The 21367-nt window shown below is 50.2% G+C and carries 24 protein-coding genes and 1 pseudogene; 2 read left to right on the forward strand and 23 right to left on the reverse strand.

Going from position 1 to position 21367, the window contains the following annotated elements:
- Positions 1-34: 34 nt before the first annotated feature.
- Positions 35-280, forward strand: a complete 246-nt coding sequence (locus BN1360_RS20560) for a hypothetical protein (RefSeq protein WP_068781732.1) — start codon at positions 35-37, stop codon at positions 278-280.
- A gap of 59 nt (positions 281-339) precedes the next feature.
- Positions 340-993 (forward strand): class F sortase, encoded by a 654-nt coding sequence (locus tag BN1360_RS20565; protein WP_069188396.1) that lies wholly within the window; start codon positions 340-342, stop codon positions 991-993.
- 284 nt (positions 994-1277) lie between these two features.
- Here BN1360_RS20565 and BN1360_RS20570 read toward each other — a convergent pair whose 3' ends face one another.
- The 23 genes and pseudogenes from BN1360_RS20570 to BN1360_RS20675 all read right to left on the reverse strand — a co-directional run bounded on the left by BN1360_RS20570 (position 1278) and on the right by BN1360_RS20675 (position 21051).
- Positions 1278-2372 carry a prephenate dehydrogenase gene (locus BN1360_RS20570; protein WP_068781733.1) on the reverse strand — a complete coding sequence of 365 codons (1095 nt, stop codon included), beginning with the start codon at positions 2370-2372 and terminating at the stop codon, positions 1278-1280.
- A gap of 99 nt (positions 2373-2471) precedes the next feature.
- Positions 2472-3569: a histidinol-phosphate transaminase gene (hisC, locus tag BN1360_RS20575; protein WP_068781734.1), complete on the reverse strand. Its 1098-nt coding sequence runs from the start codon at positions 3567-3569 to the stop codon at positions 2472-2474.
- 30 nt (positions 3570-3599) lie between these two features.
- Positions 3600-4406, reverse strand: a complete 807-nt coding sequence (gene trpA, locus BN1360_RS20580) for a tryptophan synthase subunit alpha (protein WP_068781825.1) — start codon at positions 4404-4406, stop codon at positions 3600-3602.
- An 11-nt stretch (positions 4407-4417) separates the two neighbouring features.
- Entirely contained in the window at positions 4418-5617 is a 1200-nt protein-coding gene (gene trpB / locus BN1360_RS26055; protein WP_068781826.1) for a tryptophan synthase subunit beta, read from the reverse strand.
- A gap of 27 nt (positions 5618-5644) precedes the next feature.
- Positions 5645-6283 (reverse strand): annotated as a pseudogene (locus BN1360_RS26060) (phosphoribosylanthranilate isomerase); the annotation flags it as partial.
- A gap of 2 nt (positions 6284-6285) precedes the next feature.
- Positions 6286-7116 (reverse strand): indole-3-glycerol phosphate synthase TrpC, encoded by an 831-nt coding sequence (gene trpC, locus BN1360_RS20590; RefSeq protein ID WP_068781735.1) that lies wholly within the window; start codon positions 7114-7116, stop codon positions 6286-6288.
- Positions 7106-8146 carry an anthranilate phosphoribosyltransferase gene (gene trpD, locus BN1360_RS20595; RefSeq protein ID WP_068781736.1) on the reverse strand — a complete coding sequence of 347 codons (1041 nt, stop codon included), beginning with the start codon at positions 8144-8146 and terminating at the stop codon, positions 7106-7108. The genes trpC and trpD overlap by 11 nt, the downstream gene beginning before the upstream one ends.
- Before the next feature lie 5 nt (positions 8147-8151).
- A complete protein-coding gene (gene trpE, locus BN1360_RS20600) occupies positions 8152-9726 on the reverse strand; it encodes an anthranilate synthase component I (RefSeq protein ID WP_068781737.1) in 1575 nt (524 codons plus the stop codon).
- A 441-nt stretch (positions 9727-10167) separates the two neighbouring features.
- A complete protein-coding gene (gene aroH / locus BN1360_RS20605; RefSeq protein ID WP_068781738.1) occupies positions 10168-10539 on the reverse strand; it encodes a chorismate mutase in 372 nt (123 codons plus the stop codon).
- Entirely contained in the window at positions 10532-11635 is a 1104-nt protein-coding gene (aroB, locus tag BN1360_RS20610; RefSeq protein ID WP_068781739.1) for a 3-dehydroquinate synthase, read from the reverse strand. Before aroB ends, aroH begins: the two co-directional genes overlap by 8 nt.
- The gene (aroC, locus tag BN1360_RS20615) at positions 11635-12804 is read right to left on the reverse strand and encodes a chorismate synthase (RefSeq protein ID WP_068781740.1); all 1170 of its coding nucleotides are present in this window, start codon (positions 12802-12804) and stop codon (positions 11635-11637) included. Before aroC ends, aroB begins: the two co-directional genes overlap by 1 nt.
- Positions 12805-13047: 243 nt before the next feature.
- Positions 13048-13224, reverse strand: a complete 177-nt coding sequence (locus BN1360_RS20620; RefSeq protein WP_179014124.1) for a hypothetical protein — start codon at positions 13222-13224, stop codon at positions 13048-13050.
- 111 nt (positions 13225-13335) lie between these two features.
- Positions 13336-14166: a CheR family methyltransferase gene (locus BN1360_RS20625; RefSeq protein ID WP_082790152.1), complete on the reverse strand. Its 831-nt coding sequence runs from the start codon at positions 14164-14166 to the stop codon at positions 13336-13338.
- Entirely contained in the window at positions 14157-14600 is a 444-nt protein-coding gene (ndk, locus tag BN1360_RS20630; RefSeq protein WP_068781741.1) for a nucleoside-diphosphate kinase, read from the reverse strand. The genes BN1360_RS20625 and ndk overlap by 10 nt, the downstream gene beginning before the upstream one ends.
- 104 nt (positions 14601-14704) lie before the next feature.
- On the reverse strand, positions 14705-15679 hold the full coding sequence (locus BN1360_RS20635) for a polyprenyl synthetase family protein (RefSeq protein ID WP_068781742.1): 975 nt from the start codon (positions 15677-15679) through the stop codon (positions 14705-14707).
- Positions 15676-16542, reverse strand: coding sequence for a menaquinone biosynthesis protein (locus tag BN1360_RS20640; protein WP_068781743.1), 867 nt, complete (start codon positions 16540-16542; stop codon positions 15676-15678). Before BN1360_RS20640 ends, BN1360_RS20635 begins: the two co-directional genes overlap by 4 nt.
- Positions 16523-17146, reverse strand: coding sequence for a UbiX family flavin prenyltransferase (locus tag BN1360_RS20645; protein ID WP_068781744.1), 624 nt, complete (start codon positions 17144-17146; stop codon positions 16523-16525). The genes BN1360_RS20640 and BN1360_RS20645 overlap by 20 nt, the downstream gene beginning before the upstream one ends.
- Positions 17146-18018, reverse strand: coding sequence for a UbiA-like polyprenyltransferase (locus tag BN1360_RS20650; RefSeq protein ID WP_068781745.1), 873 nt, complete (start codon positions 18016-18018; stop codon positions 17146-17148). The genes BN1360_RS20645 and BN1360_RS20650 overlap by 1 nt, the downstream gene beginning before the upstream one ends.
- Positions 18018-18737 carry a demethylmenaquinone methyltransferase gene (locus tag BN1360_RS20655; RefSeq protein WP_068781746.1) on the reverse strand — a complete coding sequence of 240 codons (720 nt, stop codon included), beginning with the start codon at positions 18735-18737 and terminating at the stop codon, positions 18018-18020. Before BN1360_RS20655 ends, BN1360_RS20650 begins: the two co-directional genes overlap by 1 nt.
- A gap of 15 nt (positions 18738-18752) precedes the next feature.
- Positions 18753-19622, reverse strand: a complete 870-nt coding sequence (locus BN1360_RS20660) for a heptaprenyl diphosphate synthase component 1 (protein ID WP_068781747.1) — start codon at positions 19620-19622, stop codon at positions 18753-18755.
- 108 nt (positions 19623-19730) lie between these two features.
- Positions 19731-20264, reverse strand: coding sequence for a hypothetical protein (locus BN1360_RS20665; RefSeq protein WP_068781748.1), 534 nt, complete (start codon positions 20262-20264; stop codon positions 19731-19733).
- A 169-nt stretch (positions 20265-20433) separates the two neighbouring features.
- A complete protein-coding gene (gene mtrB, locus BN1360_RS20670) occupies positions 20434-20682 on the reverse strand; it encodes a trp RNA-binding attenuation protein MtrB (RefSeq protein WP_068781749.1) in 249 nt (82 codons plus the stop codon).
- Between the two features lie 96 nt (positions 20683-20778).
- The gene (locus BN1360_RS20675) at positions 20779-21051 is read right to left on the reverse strand and encodes an HU family DNA-binding protein (protein ID WP_068781750.1); all 273 of its coding nucleotides are present in this window, start codon (positions 21049-21051) and stop codon (positions 20779-20781) included.
- Between the last annotated feature and the right edge of the window lie 316 nt (positions 21052-21367).

Consider the following 21367-nt stretch of genomic DNA (forward strand, 5'->3'; position numbering starts at 1 on the left):
GGGGAATAAAATATCTATTCGGAGGAAAAAGCCCATGAAAAAACTATCTGCTGTCCTGCTATCCGCAACTCTTCTCCTTTCCTTCGCATCGGCTGTTAGTGCGGCTCCTGCTCATCATACCAAGGCCCATGAGCATAAGATGCATACCAAATCGATGCATAAGGAAAGAGCGGGCAAACACAAAATGCATACGAAGAGCATTAAGGCTAAGAGCATCAAGACTAAGGCCACTGAAATGCCTCGTTCTGGCTTTGGCGGCGCTAGCGAACAAACAGAATAGAGGAGCTGAGAGAGGGGGATTCCCCTCTTTCTATATTTATCAAGATGAAAATACTGAACATGCTGCAATGGAAGCTCACAATCGTTACATGCCTTATAGCCTTAGCCTGCTCGAGCTGTTCGGCCCCAGAGACGAGGAACACTGCGGAGAAACAAACCGATCTTCCACAGACCTCAGCCCAATCGCAATCCAACAACGAAATTATAGAGCCTAATCCACCAGCAAAAACATCCGAAAATGCTGTACATAATGCTCCGGTTGAGCCATTCCTGCCCCATCATCTGTATATTCCAAGCATTAATGCCTTTGCTCAGATCATGCCGGTGGGGGTTGCGGAGGATGGGCGAATGGATGTGCCAGAGGATACTGAAGTCGTCGGCATTTTGCAGCCAGGCGTTCTTGCCGGAGGCCAAGGGAACGTCATTATGGACGGACATGTAGACAGCTATACCGGTCCGGCGATCTTTTTTAATTTGAAGAAACTGCGTCCAGGCGATACCATTATCGTATCTAATAAGACAGGGCAACGACTTATCTATGCAGTTGAAAGCGTCGAGACCTTCATTACAGCTGAAGCCCCGCTTGAAAGAATTTTTGGCGATACGGATGAATACAGGCTTAATCTGATTACTTGCACGGGGAAATACAGCCGCAAGAAAAAAGAACATGAGATGCGGCTTGTCGTGTTTGCCAAACTACAGAATGAGCCCTGATGGCGCCTCTCTGTAAAAGGGAAAATTTGTAGTTAATCTCCAATGAAAGCGCTAAAAAAATGTGTTGACAGAATGAAAACGGATACATTATAATAAAAGCACAGTATGGTTTCTCTCCACTCCTATCCAATATCTGTTGCTCGTTAGTGAGCATGCGCCACTTCAACACGAAGTGGCGTTTTTTTTATTCATTTTAGATCGTTCGAGCTTATATGTATTATCAAAATGAAAAAAGCAGGGTCCTAAAGACCCCGCTTTCCGTCAAGTTCATATAAGTATAGTAATTAGACGTATACAGCATAACCCATCGATTGCAGATGTTCTTTGGCTCGTTCCATTGCGCTTTCCTGGCGGAAGGACAAATGCAGCAGGCCAGGCACATCCTCGCGGCTCTCGATAATCTGAATATTGCTCAAGTTGATGTTCTGATCCCCAAGCTCGGTCGTAATCTGTCCGATAATCCCCGGATGGTCTGGGACATCGATATACAAATCAAAGAGCGAGGAAATCATGCCTTTGCGTCGTTCAGGAAGCTCGCTGCGGAATCGGTTTGCTTTGACGAAGGAATCGACGATCCCCTCCCCATTCCTGTCCTCCAGCATGGAGATAAAACCACCGATCTCTTCATTCCAATCCTTAAGCAGCGATAACACCACGTCACGATTGCTCAGCAGAATATCACGCCAGATAATCGGATCGCTGGAAGCAATCCGCGTAATGTCGCGGAAACCACCGGCCGCAAGGGTTCGGTACAAGCCGTTGGAGGCATTGTAATCACACACCTGATTGACGAGCGCTACCGCAATAATATGCGGCAGATGACTAATCGCACCAACGATCTCGTCATGCTGTACAGGGTTAACGCGTACGACCTGGGCCCTTGTATATTGCAGAAGTTCCTCCAATTTGGCGTAAGCCTCGTCTGGAACGCCTGTTGCCGGCGTTAGAACATAGTATGCATTCTCGAACAGCAGCGTCGAAGCCGCCTCCACCCCGGACCGCTCAGAGCCGGCCATTGGATGGCCGCCAATAAAATACACGTCCGGCCGCGACAGCTTCTCTGCCGCAGCAGCGATCGAAGCCTTCGTGCTGCCTACATCCGTTATAATACACCCCTGCTTAAGCGGCAGCGCATACAGCTTCTCCAGATACTCTTCCAGATTGCCTACTGGCACACATAGAAATATAAAGTCGGCGTCACGCACCGCTTCTTCCATCGAGAGGGTCGCGGAATCCACCACACCCCGATCCAGCATCACCTCAAGCGAGCGGGAGCGGGGGCTGTGGCCAACCACCTCAATCCCCGGCTTGCCGCGAAAACATAGGGCCAGAGACCCGCCGATCAATCCAACACCAAATATTGCAATTTTTGTAGTCATAAATTTTCACTCAACTTCTACTAAGATTATTTACTTCATCATAAACAGGATACTTGTCAAAGCTCATTGAGGTCATTTATGGCTAGTTATATACACTCGCTAGACTCGTACCTTACGCTGCTGAAGCACCTGCTCCAGAGCAGCGATAAACTTCTGATTCTGGCTCTCTGAGCCAACCGTTACCCGAATGGAATTCGGATATTTAGAGAAGCCGCTGCGGACAATGACTCCCAGCTTAAGCAACTCCTGGAACATCTCCTGGGACGGAGTCTCCACATCAACCATAATAAAATTACCGTGAGCCGGAAAATAAGACAGCTTCAGACGGTCGAACTCATCATTTAAGTATTTAATGCCCTTGGCATTCTTCTCGCGGCATTCCGCTACGAACTGGCGGTCTGCAATCGATGCTCTCGCTGCGGCCTGACCGATTCGCGAGGTGTTGAAGGGCTCACGCACCTGATTAATCAGTTTGATCACCGCAGGCTGGCCTACACCATATCCGATACGCAGGGATGCCAGACCGTAAATTTTGGAGAACGTGCGAAGCACGACCAGGTTCGGATATTTATCCAGCAAACGGATGCCATCTGCATAGGACGGATCAGTAACGTACTCGGCATAGGCTTCGTCCAGCACGACCAGCACTTGGCCAGGAACTCGATCCAGAAAAGCGACCAAATCCGCCTCAGGCACAATAGTCCCGGTCGGGTTGTTAGGATTGCAGATCCATATCACCTTGGTCCGATCATTAACCGCCTGAAGCATCACCTCCAGGTCATGCGTTCCTGCTTGCAGAGGAACCTCGATACTGACTGCGCCCTCGATATCGGCATTGCTCTTATAGACGGAGAAGGTCTGATCCGCCATAATAGTCTCGTCTCCCGGAAGGAAGAACGCTCTGGTAATCAAGGCGATAATCTCATCCGATCCACAGCCGAAAATAATTTGATTGGAATGGACCCCGAGATGACTCGCTAATTCTTCGGTTAATTCTACCGCACTTCCATCAGGATAAATGCTGATATTAGCAAGCTCCGCTTCGATCGCTACACGAACGCGTGGAGAGCAGCCATATGGATTCTCATTGGATGCGAGCTTGATTACTTCTGTAAGGCCAAGCTCCCGCTTGACTGCCTCAATCGGCTTACCAGGTTGATAGACCGGGAGGTTCACGATTTGCGGTTTTGGCAGCATGTATTTCTCCTCCTTCGTTCCAAATGAAATTTACACTCTTAATTTTGCCACAAAGTCACGAATTTGCAACAAGCCCTGCTCCTTCGTCGCTTCGTTCTGTAATAATGGCAATGCTTCCTCGATCTTGCGCACAATGGCACTCCCAACGACGACCCCATCACAGAACCCGGCAAAATGCTGGGCCTGCTCTCGGTTGGAAATACCAAAGCCTACGGCGACAGGAAGATCAGTGCCTTTCTTCACAGTCTTGATGAAATCATCCACCCCCTGGGCAAAGGAAGCTCTTTCCCCCGTAACGCCAAGCGAGGACACGCAATAAATGAACCCACGAGCCCGGGATACGATGCGTTGAATTCTTTCATTTGAGGTAGGAGCCACTAGCGGCACAAGATGAACATTCGCTTCATCCGCCAGATGCAAAATTTCCTCGGATTCTTCATACGGTAAATCAGGGATAATAAGTCCGCTAATACCTGCTGCCTGCACGAGCTGGAAGAAGCGCCCGAACCCAGTCTGCAGAACCGGATTGAAATAAGTAAATAAGACGATCGGCATTTGAATACCGCTCTCTCTGGCTCGGCGGGCTGCCTCGATACAGGTCTCGATCGTCACTTGATGGGCAAGCGCACGTTCTGATGCCCGCTGAATAACAGGGCCATCAGCTAATGGATCGGAATAAGGGACGCCCAGTTCAACGATGTTTGCACCGGCCAGCTGGACCTCTCTTAATATATCCAAAGTTGTCTCCACATCAGGATCACCAACCGTTATGAAAGGAATCAGTGCCGCCTTGCCTTCCTTGCGAAGCTGGGCAAAGGTCTGATCCATCAGATTCATGTCCGTGGATTTCATAGCGCAGCGCCCCCTTCCGTGTAAGCCATAATCGACTCCACATCCTTATCTCCACGCCCTGACAGACAGATTACGATGATCTCTTCACTACTCATCTCCGGCGCCATCTTCATGACTTGAGCTACAGCATGTGCCGATTCCAGCGCCGGAATGATTCCTTCGGTTCTGCTCAGCAGCTGAAGTGCATCTAACGCCTCCTGATCGGTAATCGGGTAGTACCGCGCCCGCTCTATATCCTTCAAATAGGAATGCTCCGGACCGATACCCGGATAGTCGAGACCCGCGGAGATGGAATGCGCCGGCTTAACCTGTCCGTATTCATCCTGCAGCAAATAACTAAGCGAGCCTTGGAATACCCCTTTGCTTCCCTTCGTCATCGTTGCCGCATGAAATTCCGTATCAACGCCTCTTCCCGCTGCCTCGGCACCAACCAATTGTACAGCTGTATCTTCAATAAAAGGATAGAACATGCCGATCGCATTGCTGCCACCACCAACCGCAGCGACGAGCATATCCGGCAGTCTTCCTTCCGCGTCCAATATCTGGCGACGCGTCTCATCGCCGATAATTCGCTGGAAATTGCGGACCATCATCGGATAAGGATGCGGTCCGGTCGCCGAACCAAGAATATAGAAGGTGTCCTCGACATGGCTGACCCAGTAGCGCAGCGCCTCATTACAAGCGTCCTTCAAAGTGCGTGTTCCGGACATCACCGGCACGACCTCTGCGCCAAGCAGCTTCATGCGAAACACATTAAGCTGTTGACGCTTCGTATCTTCTTCTCCCATGAATACCTTGCACTCCAGACCGAGCAGTGCTGCAACCGTAGCTGTAGCCACCCCGTGCTGGCCTGCGCCTGTCTCGGCAATGACTTTTTTCTTGCCCATCCGTTTTGCCAGAATCGCCTGGCCGATCGCGTTATTGATTTTATGGGCTCCAGTATGGTTCAAATCCTCGCGCTTCAAGTAGATCTTCGCACCACCCAGGCTTTCGGTCAGTCGCTCCGCATAATACAGCGGGGTCTCCCTACCTGAATACTGCTTCAGCAAATAGGCGATTTCCGCCTGAAAACCGGTGTCATCCTTATATCGATTATAGGACTCCTCCAGCTCAATTAACGCGTTCATTAATGTCTCCGGGACATAACGGCCGCCAAACGGACCGAACCGCCCGTGCTCATCAGGAACTTGTGCCATCTTCCCCTTCACCCTCTCCACAAATGCTGTTATTTTATCTATATCCTTGCTTCCATTGATCTCCACACCGCTCGATACATCTACACCACCCGGGTGCAGCTTGCTTACTAGTTCATTTACGTTATCGGGATTCAACCCGCCGGCGATCCAGCAAGGAACACCTTGCGCCTTGGCCCAAGCCTGATAAGGGAGAGCTTTCTCCCAGGCAAAGGATATTCCCGAACCACCGCCATAAACCGGGTCATAGGTGTCCAGCAGAACAGCGTCTACGACGCCTGCATAATCTTCAATCACTAATTCCCCACTCAGGGTTCCGTTCTCCTGCACGGAGAAGGCCTTGATCACCTGAACGCCCAGTCGTTCCCGCACCTCCCGGCAGAACTCCGGACTTTCACTTCCATGCAATTGCACCGCATCCAGCCCCGCTGTCTTCACCGTATAGGATAACTCCGCCAGCTCAGGATTTACAAAGACGCCAACGCTCTTTGGGAGTATTGAAGTCTTCCATCCCTTCAGCTGCGACGCCAGCTCGGCCGCCTGGGCTGTACTTACTTGCCGCTTGCTCTTGGCAAAGACAAATCCAATATAATCTACGGGTAAATGTATCATCGATTTTAGCACTTCAACGGATTGAAGTCCACATATTTTTACGGTAGTTTCATTCATTTTCAGGAACGCTCCTTCCGCAAGACAGCCCCAACCCCATCTTGCTCCAGCACACCCATCAATTCATTCACCGCTTGATCGACGCGCGGCTGTCTCATAAACGTCTCGCCGATGAGCAGCCCCTTCGCACCAGTCTGGGCCAAATACTTCACATCTTCAGAAGTACGAATTCCGCTCTCGCTGATCAGCGTCACTCCCGCGGGTACTATAGAGGATAATTCAGCCGTTACCTCAAGGCGCGTCTCAAACGTATGAAGGTTTCGATTATTGATTCCGATAAGCAGGGCATTTTCTAACGATAGAGCTCGCTCCATTTCATTCCGATCATGGACTTCAAGCAGAACGTCCAGATCCAGTGCAGCAGCCGTCTGCATAAACCTGTGAAGCTGTTCGTCATCCAGAATGGCAGCAATCAGCAGAATCGCATCTGCCCCGAGGAGCCTGGCCTCATAGATCTGCATTTCATCGATGATGAAATCCTTGCGCAGCAGCGGGAGCTTGACATGGTCGCGGATTTGCTGCAAATAAGAGCCGCTTCCCTGAAAATAGACCTCATCGGTCAAGACCGAAATACAATCCGCTGCTGCCGACTCATAGCTGCGCGCGATCTCCAATGGATTGAAGTCAGGACGGATCAGCCCTTTGGATGGCGATGCCTTCTTCACCTCGGCGATCAGCCCTAATTGCCGCTTCTTCCTCACGGAGAGCGCCTGATGAAATCCCCGTGTTGACGGAAGCAAAGCGATTTGCCGCTCTGCTTCCGTTCGTGTTAATCGGTCTTTCAGCTTCAGAACTTCCTGTCTCTTCGTCTCGACGATTTTATCAAGATACATAACTTAAGTCCTCCGTTGTATGAATAAGCTGTTGCAGCTTGCTATATGCTTTCCCGGAATCGATCGACTCGGCGGCAATGACGACTCCCTCACGGATACTGTCAGCCAGGCCAGACACATAAATGCATGCGCCGGCATTCGCCAGCACCACATCGCGGTAAGCCCCTTTCTCGCCTTGAAGCACCCTCGAGATAATCTCGGCGTTCGTAGCCGGGTCTCCTCCCATCATTTCACTAAGCGGATAAGCTTTCAAGCCGATATCTTGCGGCTGAATTTCATAGGTGTTCACTTCTCCGTCCTTCAGCTCCGAGATCAGGGTTGGTGAGGAGATGCTGATCTCGTCGAGCCCTTCCCTGCTTGTTACAACAAGAGCTCGTTTGGAGCCTAACTCACGAAGTACGCTAGCAATCGTCTCGGTCTTGTCGGCATCATAGATTCCCAGCACCTGTCGGTCAGCACCGGCCGGATTCGTCAACGGACCAAGCATGTTGAATACCGTCCGCACTCCCAATTCTTTACGCGGCCCTGCCGCATACTTCATTGATGGATGATAAATCTGCGCGAACAGGAAGCAGATTCCGATCTGGTCGAGACAGCGCTTCGCCTGCTCTGCATCCAGATGGATATTCACGCCAAGCGCCTCTAATACATCTGCGCTGCCGGCGCGGCCAGAAGCAGAGCGGTTGCCGTGCTTGGCTACACGAACAGATACCGAGGCGGCAACGATAGCCGAGGTCGTTGAAATATTGAATTTGTGAATGCCAGAGCCGCCAGTGCCGCAAGTATCCAACAACCGGGATGATTCCGTATACATCCGGTTGCCCTGCAGGCGCATCGCCTCGGCAAACCCAGTGATTTCTTCGATCGTCTCACCCTTAATTCTCAAAGCCGTCAGAAGGCCGCCAATTTGTGCCGGAGTTGATTCTCCGCTCATAATGACTTCCATAACTTCCTTCGCTTCTTGCCTTGCCAAATGCTGGCCGGCAATGACCCGCTGCAACCCGCTTTGCACAATTTGTTGTCCGTTCATCCTCTCTACTCCCTTCTTAGCCCCGCAGGCGTGTATTCATATAAATAATCCTGATTAATCACCGCTTCATCCTTCTCTTGCACTGGGAACATCTGCTCAGCCATCCGAATGGCCGTTAACAGCGCCTTCGCCTTATTCACTGACTCTTGATATTCATTCTCCGGCACCGAGTCCCATACGATCCCGCCCCCGGCCTGCACATAAGCCTTGCCGTTCTTGAATACAATCGTCCGGATTGTAATACAAGAGTCCATATTCCCTGAAAACCCCAGATATCCGATCGCTCCGGCATAAGTTCCTCTGGCCTGCTGCTCCAGCTCGGCGATGATCTCCATCGCTCTCAGCTTCGGCGCGCCTGATACGGTTCCCGCCGGCATACAGGACAGAAAGGCATCGAAGAAATCCTTGTCGTTTCGCATTTTGCCGGATACCTTGGAGACCATATGCATAATGTGCGAGTAGCGCTCAATATTCATATAGGACTCGCATTTTACACTGCCGAACTCCGATACTCTGCCAAGATCATTACGTCCTAAATCAACCAGCATCAGATGTTCCGCCCGTTCCTTCTCATCCTGCAGCAGCTCGGCCTCAAGCGCCAGATCCTCCGCAGTCGTCGCACCTCGTGGTCTCGAACCGGCTATTGGCCGGGTCTCGACCCGCTCTCCCTCCACCTTCACTAGCACCTCAGGCGATGTACCGACGATAATCTCGTCGTCCATTTTGAGATAATACATATATGGCGAGGGATTCAGCGTTCTCAGTACTCTATATACATGCAGCGGATCAACCTCTGTCTCGATATGGAACCGCTGCGATAATACCACTTGAAATATATCTCCGGCCCGGATATACTCCCGGCCCTTCTCTACGTTCGCTATAAACTGTTCCTTCGTTAGATTGGACCGAACGTCCCCAAGCTCCACTTGCGCGGGAATCGGCTGCCGGTTGAACTTCTCGGCCGGGTCCTCCTCCTGCAGAAATGCGGCTGCTTCATCAAGCTTAAGCTCCGCCTCCTGGTAAGCCCTGCGTATATCCTCCTCGAGAGCTCCATCCTTGACATGCACATTGGCAATCAGCAGAATGCGCTGCTTCACATGATCAAAGACAATAATCTGGTCGCAGAACATGAACTGCAGGTCATTCATCTGAAGATCATCAATTTGGTGCTCCGGCAGCTTCTCATAATACTGGAGCAGATCATATCCAAAGAAACCAATAGCTCCTCCGGTGAAAGGAGGCAGTTCCGGAAGCATCGGGCTTCGGAAACCCCGCAGGATGGAGCGAAGCTCCTCCACAGGCTTTTGCGATTGCTTCTGCTCCTTGACGCCGCCGCGCTCTACAACTAGCTGGCCTTTCTTAGCGGTAATCATCATAAACGGATCTTTGCCGATGAAGGAATAGCGCGCCCAATTCACACCACCCTCTACACTCTCCAGCAAAAATGCCCGTTCCCGCTCGGCGATACGCCGAAAAATACGGATAGGCGACTCCATATCCGCCAGCAATGTGCGTACGATCGGAATCAAATTATAGTCTTTGGCCAGTGCAATTACCTGCTCAACCTGTGGGGTTGTCATGCTCGATCACTTCCTTCTTCTCATCTTTGTAATACGAGTAGTTCAAGCTGAAAACAAAAAAACCTCTACCGAAGTAGAGGTTGCTTAGATTCACAGTATAAAGTGATGTCTGTCCTGTACGATGCCAACAGGCATAAGGAATGAAAAATCACAGAAATAACGGATTCCAAAATAAACTGGAGTCTCATAATTTCTACGGAACAATAAATACACCCGTCCCGTGGTATAGGTTCCCCTATAGATTCATCCACTGTATGTCCTGACGATTTCAGGCATAATATCTGAACTAGACTACTCTCTCAGCTAAACTCAGCTCTGCTCATCTCAACTCTACTTAGCTCAATAAACATTCTTAACCAAAATCTTAAAGTTAATATACATGATTCTTTACAAGTTGGCAACTTTCTTTTTTTGCCTAAACCAGACATCATTATCCGGGCACTAAGCTTGCGTGCTGATATCGGGGCGAAGGCTTCTCGCCTCATTCATATAGATATGCTTCATTTCCCGCTGCGTTTTATTCGTATTTACATGAATCAACAGTCGGATGCATCTCGGAAGCGCGTTCTTGACCGGAATTTCGGTCGAACACATCAGCGGAACCATATCCCAGCCCTGCAGCACACGAATTGCCTTGGCGGGAAATGCGGCATCAAGATCCGGCGTAACGGTGATCCAGACACTGCAAATATCCTCAGGCAATATCTCGTTGGCAGCGACGACCTTCTTCAATAGCTCTGCTGTAGCGTCCAAAATTTCCTGTTCCTCGTTATGAGCTACCGTCGTTGCTCCGCGGATGCCGCGATTATACATTCTGTCTTTCCCCTTTCAATTCCGCGATAACCCGGCGCACCTCGTCTAGCGTTACATCGGAGACGATCTCTACCTTTCCGAGTTGAACCGGGAGTACGAATACAATTTTGTTCTCTGTAAACTTCTTATCATGCATCATGGCCGAGATCAGCTGCTCTTCCTCCAAATGCTCTGGCATGGCTGTGGGAAGTCCGAATCCTCGCAGAAGCTCTACAGTCCTCTCATATAACGCTGCCTCTCTGCCGCGATGAACGGCAATCAGAGCCGCTGCAGCCATCCCTATGGAGATGGCCTCGCCGTGCAAATACTCGCCATAACCTCCGGTGGCCTCAATCGCATGACCAAGCGTATGGCCGAGATTGAGGATCGCGCGCAGTCCCTGCTCCCGCTCGTCAGCCGCTACAACCTTCGCTTTAATCTCACAGCCCTGGATCAGACCATATTCCAGTGCTTCCGTGTCCAATGACAGCAATTTTCCCGCATTGTCCCCGCACCAGTCGGCGAACTGCTGATCCCAGATCAAGCCATGCTTCACCATCTCGGACAAGCCTGCGCGAACCTCACGATCCGGCAGGGTCTGCAATGAACTGACATCATAGAGAACCATCTCAGGCTGATAGAAGGCACCGATCATGTTTTTAGCCAGACGGTGATTGACCGCTACCTTCCCGCCAACGCTGCTGTCATGAGCCAGAATGGTCGTTGGCATCTGTATAAAGTTTACCCCGCGCATGTAAGAAGCAGCCACGAATCCCGCCAAATCGCCAACCACACCGCCTCCGAGAGCTACAACGGAAGATTTCCGATCCAGACCGCTCTCAATCGCCGTCGTCATGACTTCCTCAAATACGGCTAGTGATTTGGAAGGCTCTCCGGCCTCGACAATGTGATGAATGGTCCGGTAACCGCTCGACTGCAATGAGGCTTCAACCTTCTGCAAATGCAGCGGCGCCACATGCGTATCTGTAACGATCAGCACCGGGCTCTTCTTCGTTAATCCATGACGCTCAAAATAAGCGCCTGCTTGCTCCAGCAAACCTCCGCCAATATAGATCGGGTAAGATCGATCGCCCAAATCTACTTCCAGCGTTCTCATTAGTAGGCCTCCAATTGAGCCAGGTAGCCCTTGTAGTTGCGCTCAATCTCTTCGATGGAGTCGCCGCCGAATTTCTCAAGGAAAGCCTTCGCCACTTCCCAAGCTACAACATGCTCCAGCACTACGCTCGCCGCGGGTACAGCACATGCATCCGAGCGTTCCACCTGAGCGGTAAATGGCTCCTTCGTATCAATATCAATGCTCTGCAGCGGCTTATAAAGCGTCGGGATCGGCTTCATGACCCCACGTACAACAATCGGCATGCCGTTCGTCATCCCGCCTTCGAAGCCGCCAAGGCGATTGCTTGCCCGATAGTATCCGCGCTCCTCGCTGTACAGAATCTCATCATGCACCTGGGAACCAGGTATTGTGCCCGCTTCAAAGCCGATGCCGATCTCCACGCCTTTGAAGGCATTAATCGACATCACCGCTTGAGCGATACGCCCATCAAGCTTGCGGTCATATTGCACATGACTGCCAAGTCCAACTGGCACGCCTTCAACGATACATTCAACGATCCCGCCGATCGAATCGCCTTCGGCCTTAATTTTATCGATGTATTCCTCCATCTTCTTCTCTGTAGCCTTATCCGCTACCCGGACAGAGGATTGTTCAGTGATCTCTATCAGCTCATCCAGAGACAAATGATGGGGCGGAGCTTCGATCTCGCCGATCCTCTTCACCTGACCGCCGATTTTAATGCCAAAGCGGCCCAGGAATTGCTTGGCGATCGCCCCAACAGCAACACGTACTGCGGTCTCACGTGCACTGGAGCGTTCCAGCACATTGCGCAGATCCTTCAGATCATATTTGAGCCCGCCATTCAAGTCAGCGTGACCCGGACGAGGACGATGAACACGACGTTTCTCTTCGTCAGTGCCTTCAACAGGCTTAATATTCATAATGTTTCGCCAATGCGTCCAATCATTATTCTCTACTACGACAGCGACAGGCGCTCCGGTCGTATATCCATGGCGAACGCCACCAACAATAGCCGCGGTATCTTTCTCGATTTGCATCCGTCTGCCACGGCCATAGCCCTTCTGACGACGGGCAAGCTCATTATTAAGCGCCTCAAAATCCAGATGCAGATTGCTGGGCAATCCCTCGATAATAGCAGTCAACTGAGGACCATGTGTCTCCCCAGCCGTTAAATAACGCAAACTCATGCTGCGTTCCCCCTTTAAACTGTTAAACTGTAAAGAACTAAAATCCGATAATTACTCTGCTCATTATAGTATATGATCTTTCCTTTTGACAAGAAAACCGTAAGCCGCGAAGGCTCAACCGGATCAAAGTTAGATTCTATTCTAGCATCTCAATCGAAATGTGACTATATAGGAGATAAATTCTTACAGCTAAAGCAAAAACGCACCCCCTCCTGAATCACAGAAGGATGATGCGCTTTCGTATTATTTCGTTGCCGACTGTCTATGCCCTGCGGTCGCAGAAGAATGCCGATACAGCTCTTCTGTACTGTCTGTAAGCAGATCTTCGAGCTGCCGACGCTCAATCCCGAGCACCTGAGCACATTCCTGTGCGGTAAGAAACCCGCGGCGATATGCGTTAATTACCTTCCTCTTGTCCATAAGCTGACCTCCACGAGATACCTGATCGTTCGTGTTCAAAAGCGGACTTTTTGAACTGCATCTGTTACTTCTCATTATCGGACAAGAGCATCAGGAATATACTGCGTGGGATCAAGCTTTTTTGCGGTAGAAGAAAGTCTCTGAAGTCTCCAGATCATATTGCCCCGGCGAGAAGATCTGCTCGGTGCTGCCAACGAAGAGGACCCCTCCCGGTCGTAACGCCTGGGCAAATTTATGGTACAGATCATGCTTCGCCTCTTCGGTGAAGTAGATCATTACATTGCGGCATACGATCAGATCAAAGCCTTCCTCAAAAGAATCGGCCAGCAGATTTTGCTTCTTGAAGGTGACCTGCTTCTTCAGACCTTCGTCGAACCGATACATCATGCCGTCCTGGGTAAAGTACCGCTTGCTCACCTCGGCCGGAACATCCTTCAGCGAGCGTTCCAGGTATAGGCCTTGCGCCGCTTTGGATAACGCCCCTTCATCAATATCCGTGGCCAATAGATATGTACTTTGCAGCAGCCCTTGATCAGCAAGGATCATTGCCAAGGTATAAGGCTCTTCCCCCGTTGAACAAGCAGCGCTCCATATTCTCATTCGTGATCTCCCGTTGCTGAGCACGGGCAGCACCTTATCGCGGAGCACCTCCCAGCGGTTCGGGTTGCGCCAGAATTCAGATACATTGATCGTCATCTTATCCAGAAACTCATAAAACAGAGTTTTGTTATCCATCATCGCCTTGAAAAAGGAAGTGAAGCTGGAGTATCCGTTTTTGTTGCGCAGCGTTGTCAGACGGCGTTTCATTTGCGCTTCTTTGTACTGGGCCAAATCGATGCCTGTACTATGCTTTACATTCTGAATGAATCCCGCATAATCGGCAGCATCATAATCTGACGATTCTGTCTGCAGCGCGCCAAATCCGATTTTATTTATATCCATGAGTCAATCGTCTTCTGATATCCCGGTAATTCTTCCGACTCGAAGAAGTTAGCGATCTCCCGCTCAGCACTCTCCGGGCTATCCGAGCCATGAATCAAATTAAATGGCGTGTGAGCCGCAAAATCACCGCGAATCGTACCTGGAAGCGCCTCTGTCACCTTGGTCTTACCGATAACGAGCCTTGACAAAGCGATTACATCATCGCCCTCCCAGACCATAGCGAACACAGGACCGGACGTAATAAAGTCAACCAATTCACCAAAGAAGCTCTTGCCTTCATGCTCGGCATAATGACGTTTAGCTTGCTCTTCAGTAACTAGAACCAGCTTACCGGCAACCAATTTGAACCCCTTGTCTTCAAATCTGCTAACGATTCTACCAATGAGTCCGCGCTGTACACCATCCGGTTTTACCATTAAAAAAGTTCGTTCCAAGGCAATCTCCCCCGATTTTTACATTGTCATTCTACATGAAAAAATTTATAGATAGCGGTTTCATTGGTATTTTAACAGAAAAATGGCGTTCCGTTAAGTAGTATTCAATAGGTGCGCCTGTTAATAAATAAAGCGATTTCCTTCAGATGCGCTCTTGGCTTCATTTCCGGCAAGCCCGCCAAAGCATTCATCGCTTTATCAATAAAGCGGTCGGCCAACTGCTCCGCACGGGTAATTCCCTGACTTGAGACGATCATATCGATCGCTTTGGACACGCTGCCGCTTCCATCGCCAGCATGAATTCCGCGGATCTCGGCAAGCAGCGGCTCCCGAAGCTTCTCTTCCTGCAGCGCATAGATGACTGGCAAAGTGATGTTGCCCTGCCTCATATCACTGCCCGGTGGCTTGCCAATGGTCTTCTCTGTTCCGCATAGATCAAGCAGGTCATCGCGAATTTGAAAAGCCATACCGACATTATAGCCATATTGGTACAGCAGCGAGTGGATCTCTTTGGGAGCCTCGGCAGCGAGCGCACCCAGCTGACAGCTGATTGCGATAAGAAGTGCCGTCTTACGGCGAATTCTTAGCAAGTAATTACGCACCGATTGCTCCGTATTAAAAAAATCACGGATCTGCTCCATCTCGCCAATCGACATTTGTACCATCGCTTTGGCAAGGGTCCGGTGAATCTCCGGATTTTTCAGCTCTGTAGCCATCATCAAAGCCCTGGCGTATATGTAATCGCCGGTATACATTGCAATTCTGTTGTCCCATTTCGCCTTGACGGTAGGCTTGCCGCGACGTGTTCCAGCATCGTCGATAACATCGTCATGGACGAGAGAGGCGGAATGGATCAATTCCAGCGGGACAGCCACATGCTGCAGCTTCTCGAGATCATATTGTCCGAACTTTCCGCCAAGCAAGACAAATACAGGGCGAAGCCGCTTACCGCCCGCCTTCAGCAAATGAAGGCTCGTCTCACTCAGCAGTTCATCCCCGCCTTCAATACTTTTGTAGAGCTGCCGTTCAATAAAATCCATATCCTTTTTCAGCGCGCCGAAAATGTCTATTAGCTTCATTCTTTCACCCGTGTCAGCATATTCTCATTCCATACATGGATATGTACCTTGTGCTTCAGCAGCCCCATCTCATAGGCGTAAGAGAAGTACAAGGCTAACCCGTTCTGCATCTGCTCAGTAAAATCATAGCACAAATTGTTAAAATAATGACGCCAGTAATCGCGAGTGCCCCCAATTTCCCTGCATGCCTCTTCAACCAGCGAAGACAGATCGCTTAAGCTTCTGCGCTTGCTTTCATGGAAAGCACGGCTCACCTCGGCAAGCAATTCAGGCCGATTCTCGGCGAATGATTTCTGAACCGCCCATACGGCAAACGTCATTCCATACCCTGTCCATCGTTTCCAGACTTCCCCTAAATCCGTAACGATAAACTCCCGATTGTGCCAGGAGGCTGAAATCGCGTTGTCCCCAATCAGCAGAGCGGCGTCGCTGTTCGCCATCATAAGATCCAGATCAGGCTCGCTATCCCAATAGGTTGGGCTTCCCCCATATGCTTTCTCCATAATGATCTTCAATAAGTTTACCGAGGTCGCCGAAGTGTTCGTTAACGCGATCACTCCGTTCCGAATTTGTTCCGGCGGCTTGCGTGAGAAGAGCAAAATGGAATTTACCGGGCCGTTGGAGCTAACCGACAGCTCCGGCAGCAGAACGAACTGTTCCGCACCGTAACCAAAAGCAAAGGAGGAGACCGGCGAGATGTCCAGCGACCCTTCAAGCATCCTACGATTTAGTAAAGACGGTACTTCCGTAACGAGACTTGCCTTCTGCGAAAGGGCATCAGGCTTAAAGTGATGGAACATCGGCCAGCAGTTCGTATATTTGATTTTGCCGATGAGGATGTCGTCATTTTCCCGCTTGTTCATTGTGATCCCCCCATCTCTTAAACAAGGCATGTTCGATTCTTAGATTATCCAGAACCTTCCCTACCAGAAAAGACACTAAATCATCGATGCTGGTAGGACCGAAATAAAACGCCGGCATAGCAGGGATGATTCTTACTCCCAGCCTGGCCAGCTTCAACATATTCTCCAAATGAATGGCATGCAGCGGAGTCTCCCTTGGAACAAGCACGAGCGGACGAGCCTCTTTCAGCATAACATCGGCCGCCCGCGCCATCAGGTTATCCGAGGTCCCATTAGCGATCGAAGACAAGGTGCCCATCGAGCAAGGCATCACAATCATGCCCTCTACCAGATAAGACCCGCTGGCGATCGACGCCCCGATATCATTAATCGGATGATAGACACAATCTCCCTCATAGCCGCTAAAATGTTCTTCAATGAGACGGTTGCGATCGGATACATCCCAGCCAAGCTCCTCCTTGATCACCCGCCAGCCGGCATTGGAAACAACCAGATGCACATTATAACCAACCCCAAGCAAGGTTTGAATCAGCTTCACCCCATAGATCGACCCGCTTGCTCCCGTGATGCCAACAACCATCGCTTTTCGTCTGTTCTGACTCATCAATGGCTTTGCACCACCAAATCAATTAGCGTAAAGGTGAAGACGACGATACTCAATACTCCATTCATATTAAAAAATGCAGTTTGCAGACGGCTGAGATCCGTAGGAGACACAATATGATGCTCATAGAATAGAATCAGATAAGCGATAACCATACCTGCAATATACCACCAGCCGAGATTGGCCAGGAATAAGAGCAATACGAAACCAAGCGCAGTAGCAATATGGAATGCCTTAGCAATTTTGAGCGCGCCTGCAACGCCGAATCTCACCGGAATCGAGTGCAGACCTTCCTTCGCATCAAATTCAACATCCTGGCAAGCGTAAATAATATCAAATCCGGCGATCCAGAAGGATATTGTCAGATAGAGGACCATAGCGGAGGCATCGACCTTGCCAGTTACGGCCGCCCAACCGCCCAGAGGAGCTAAGGCAACGGTAAGCCCAAGCACAACATGGCAGAGCCAAGTGAAGCGCTTCGTATAAGAATACAGTACCAGCATCACGACTGCGATCGGCAGCAGCTTCATAGATAGCGGCTCCAGCTCCGCTGCGGCCCAGAACAATAATACAAAAGAGAAAATGATAAAGGCAATAACCTCGCCGATCTTCAACAGCCCTGCCGGTATGGCGCGCCCCTTGGTGCGCGGGTTCCTGGCATCGCTGACCCGGTCGATCAGACGATTCAACCCCATCGCTGCGCTGCGCGCTCCGAACATGGCCATAAGTACCCAACCGATCTGTGCCCAGGTTGGCAGCACATGGTTGATAGCCACCGAGCCGAGTAACGCCCCCATAAAAGCGAAGGGCAAGGCGAAAATCGTATGTTCAAACTTGATCATCTGCAGAAATGTGATCGTCTTTTTTAGCATTATGGCGACTCCTTGATTCCAATGTGTAAAGCAGCTATGCCGCCGGTAAGAGGATAAGCCTCAACTCGTTCCAATCCCGTCTCGCGGAACGCTTCCTTAAGCTCCTCACGACCTGGGAACGAGGCCAGCGAGTCAGGCAGCCACTTGTATTGTTCATATCTCTTCGCCACCATCTTGCCTAGTAGCGGAAGCATCTTCTGAAAATAGAAATAATAAATGCCTTTGAACGGCTGCCAGGTCGGCTTGGACAGTTCCAGACATACGACCATGCCGCCTGGTTTCACGACGCGGCGCATTTCGCGCAGCACCTGATACAGATCCGGTACATTTCTAAGCCCAAATCCGATCGTTGCATAATCAAAGCTATTATCCTCGAACGGCAGCGCCATCGCATTCCCCTGTACGAGAGAAATCTTGTCACTGAGATTGCGATCGCTCACTTTCCTCCGTCCGAATTCCAGCATGTTCTCGCTGAAGTCGAGCCCGGTAATCTGCCCCCCGCTCGCCTCAGCCATACTGATCGTCCAGTCGCAAGTGCCGCAGCAGAGGTCGATCGCTGTATTTCCCGGCTGCATATTCATTTTCTTCATCGTAAATTTACGCCATGCCTTATGGCGGCGGAAGCTTAGAAGATCGTTCATCATATCGTATTTGGGAGCGATGCTCTCGAATACAGAGTGAACGAATTGTTCCTTCGGTTTGGAAGTAACGTTGTTCATGTTCTGGGGATCACCTCAGCCTTCCTGCGCCGCTCGGCGCTGTATCGATAGTACGTTCTGGAACGGCTCCAGCACAGAGAGGATCTCGGCGCGAAGCTTGTCTCCCCTACACTCCTGAAGCAGCATCTGCGCGCGTTCTAAAGACTGCTGCAGCAGTCCGCTCAGCTGCTCCTTCATATTGTATTTAATGAGCATAGAGCCCCATTCCCGTTCTCCGACACTATGACGACGCAGCATTTCTTTATCTTCCGACGTCCCGGTCTCCAGAATATGTAAGTAAGCGTAACCGCGTCGCTTTTCCGGTATACTGGAGCTGTGCTTCAATTCATCCATCACAACTTCGCAGCGGCTTAACTCAGTAAGCATCAATCTCCAGACATTCTGCTTGGATTTATCCAGCAGCCCGGAGAAAGCGAGGAACAGGCACATCTTCACCTGAGTGCTCTCTTTTAGATAATCCTCGGCCGTCAGCAGCATCTGCTTCAGCTTCGTATAGAGCTTGACCTTGAGCGAGTTCGCCTCGCATATCGCCGAGCTCATCGCCGATACCATATCGATCTCTCCAGCTCCTGCTAACAGGGCATAAAATACACTGCTGAAGTAGTCTCCGGCCAGCACCTTGAGCTGCCTGGAGCGCATCTTGCTCTCCTGCTGCTCACCGTCGCCAAGATCGATCAGATCGTGCGTATCCATTCCTGTCTGTACTAGAAAAGCCGCTAACGCGCAGTTCTCTGCCGATTTCTGCGTCACGTCCTCCCTGTCCGTCAGAAACGTATAAAGCAAACGAACACGGGGTACCGGGAAGTCCGGAAGCTCCGTGTGAGTTGAAATCATGTCATATTCAACATATTTTCTTGCCAGTTCCGTTATGCGATCAAGTCTCATCCTCTGCCTCCGAGCACCTATTACTGGCATCCAAATCGTTAAAAATAGCGATGCCACAATCCTGTATATTATATCACATGTTAATTCCCAGCGCACGAAAGACCTGTCTCAATTTACGGACTGCCGCCATAAATTCGTCCTCGTAATATGGAACCATTGCAGCAAATCATCAGACAACTCCTGATCTCCGTGATTTCGCAGCATTTCCAGCGCACCCTGGGGCAACTCATTCTTATGAACATCCGCGGCCAGCAGCAAATATTTTGTGCCCAGCCAGCGATCCTCGGCAACCAGGCGCAGCAGCAGCTGATCAACGTTCGTCGTCCGCTCGAACGCAAATGAGCTCAACTCCGCCATCCCGGCATATAACCGACCCTTGTCGAATTGATCAGCCGTGACCTTCAAATCCACAGACAAAATCCCGCCATTCAGATCCACCTTGGATATGGGCACAGGAAGCTGCAGCGCAATCAATCCATCTACCAGATTGTCATCGTTCAGCTCTCCTGGCTGGCCAGCAGCAAAGACCGTATGGACCGCTGCATTCTCCAGCAGCCGCCCGTCCAGTTTGGATAGAACCGCCAGAAGGACCACGCTCAAGATCGATACGATAAGCAGTTGAAGCAGCCATTTCCGTCTCATGGGCCTTCCTCCTTCTTCTGTAATCAAGGAAATACAGTCTCATAAGGTTGTTTAAGAAGTCCCCTGTTGATTAACAAACCAATCGGAGCCCCCTTTTAAACGCGTATTTATTCTGTCCCTATCTCCATTGTACAAAAGAAAAAAGCAGGCTATGCCTGCAATCCCAAAATCATTCTTCCGTATCGATGATCCCATGTTTCGTATATACGACCGCTTTGCCTCTCACCTTCACGGCGGAGGTATGATCAGTAAACTGCGCAATGAGCACTTCACCCTTATCCAGCTTCTCCGTATGATGAAACCGCGTGTCTTTGCCGCGCGTTAAGCCGATGACCGTTACGCCTTGGTCCTTGGCCTTGACGACGAAGTAATCCCCGCCATTTGAGGTTTCATTCTCATCTTGATGACGCTGCTCCATGATCAACCGCTCCTTTTCTATTTCAGAACATCTCCTAAAAGAAAAGGCCGTGAACTAACGCCCACGGTCCTTCGCAAAAGAAGATATGTAGAAATCTTATTTAATTCCGTCTTTGAGCGCTTTACCCGGTTTGAAAGCGGGGATCTTGCTCGCAGGGATTTCGATTTCCTCTCCGGTTTGCGGATTACGTCCTTTACGTGCGGAACGCTCACGAACTTCAAAGTTACCAAAGCCAACCAGTTGAACTTTGTCTCCGCTTTGAAGTGCTTCGGAAATAGCTTCGAATACAGCATCAACCGCTTTGGTTGCATCCTTCTTGGACAATTCTGTGCTCTCAGCTACTTTGGATACCAAATCAGATTTATTCATTACAATTCACCTCCCTACTCTATAAAATACTTCACTCTGATATTCTGTGTTTCCGTTTTGCCGCAGAATATACGTTAAACCGCGTGATTCCCCTGTTTATACCTGATAAAAGTTGAATTTTACACTCTTTTCAGTGACGCGGAACAAATTTATAGTAATACAGGAAATCAATATTTTCAAGCTCTTTAACTTCAAGTAGCGATGAATAGGTAAAAAGTAACCGCATGCAGCCCATCGGCAGCACACGGTTACTTAGAGGAGGAAACCGGATATTTCATTCATTTGGACCTGCGTTCACCTTGAATCAGGAAGCAAT

The organism is Paenibacillus sp. GM2, assembly GCF_900069005.2.
Classification (GTDB): Bacteria; Bacillota; Bacilli; order Paenibacillales; family Paenibacillaceae; genus Fontibacillus.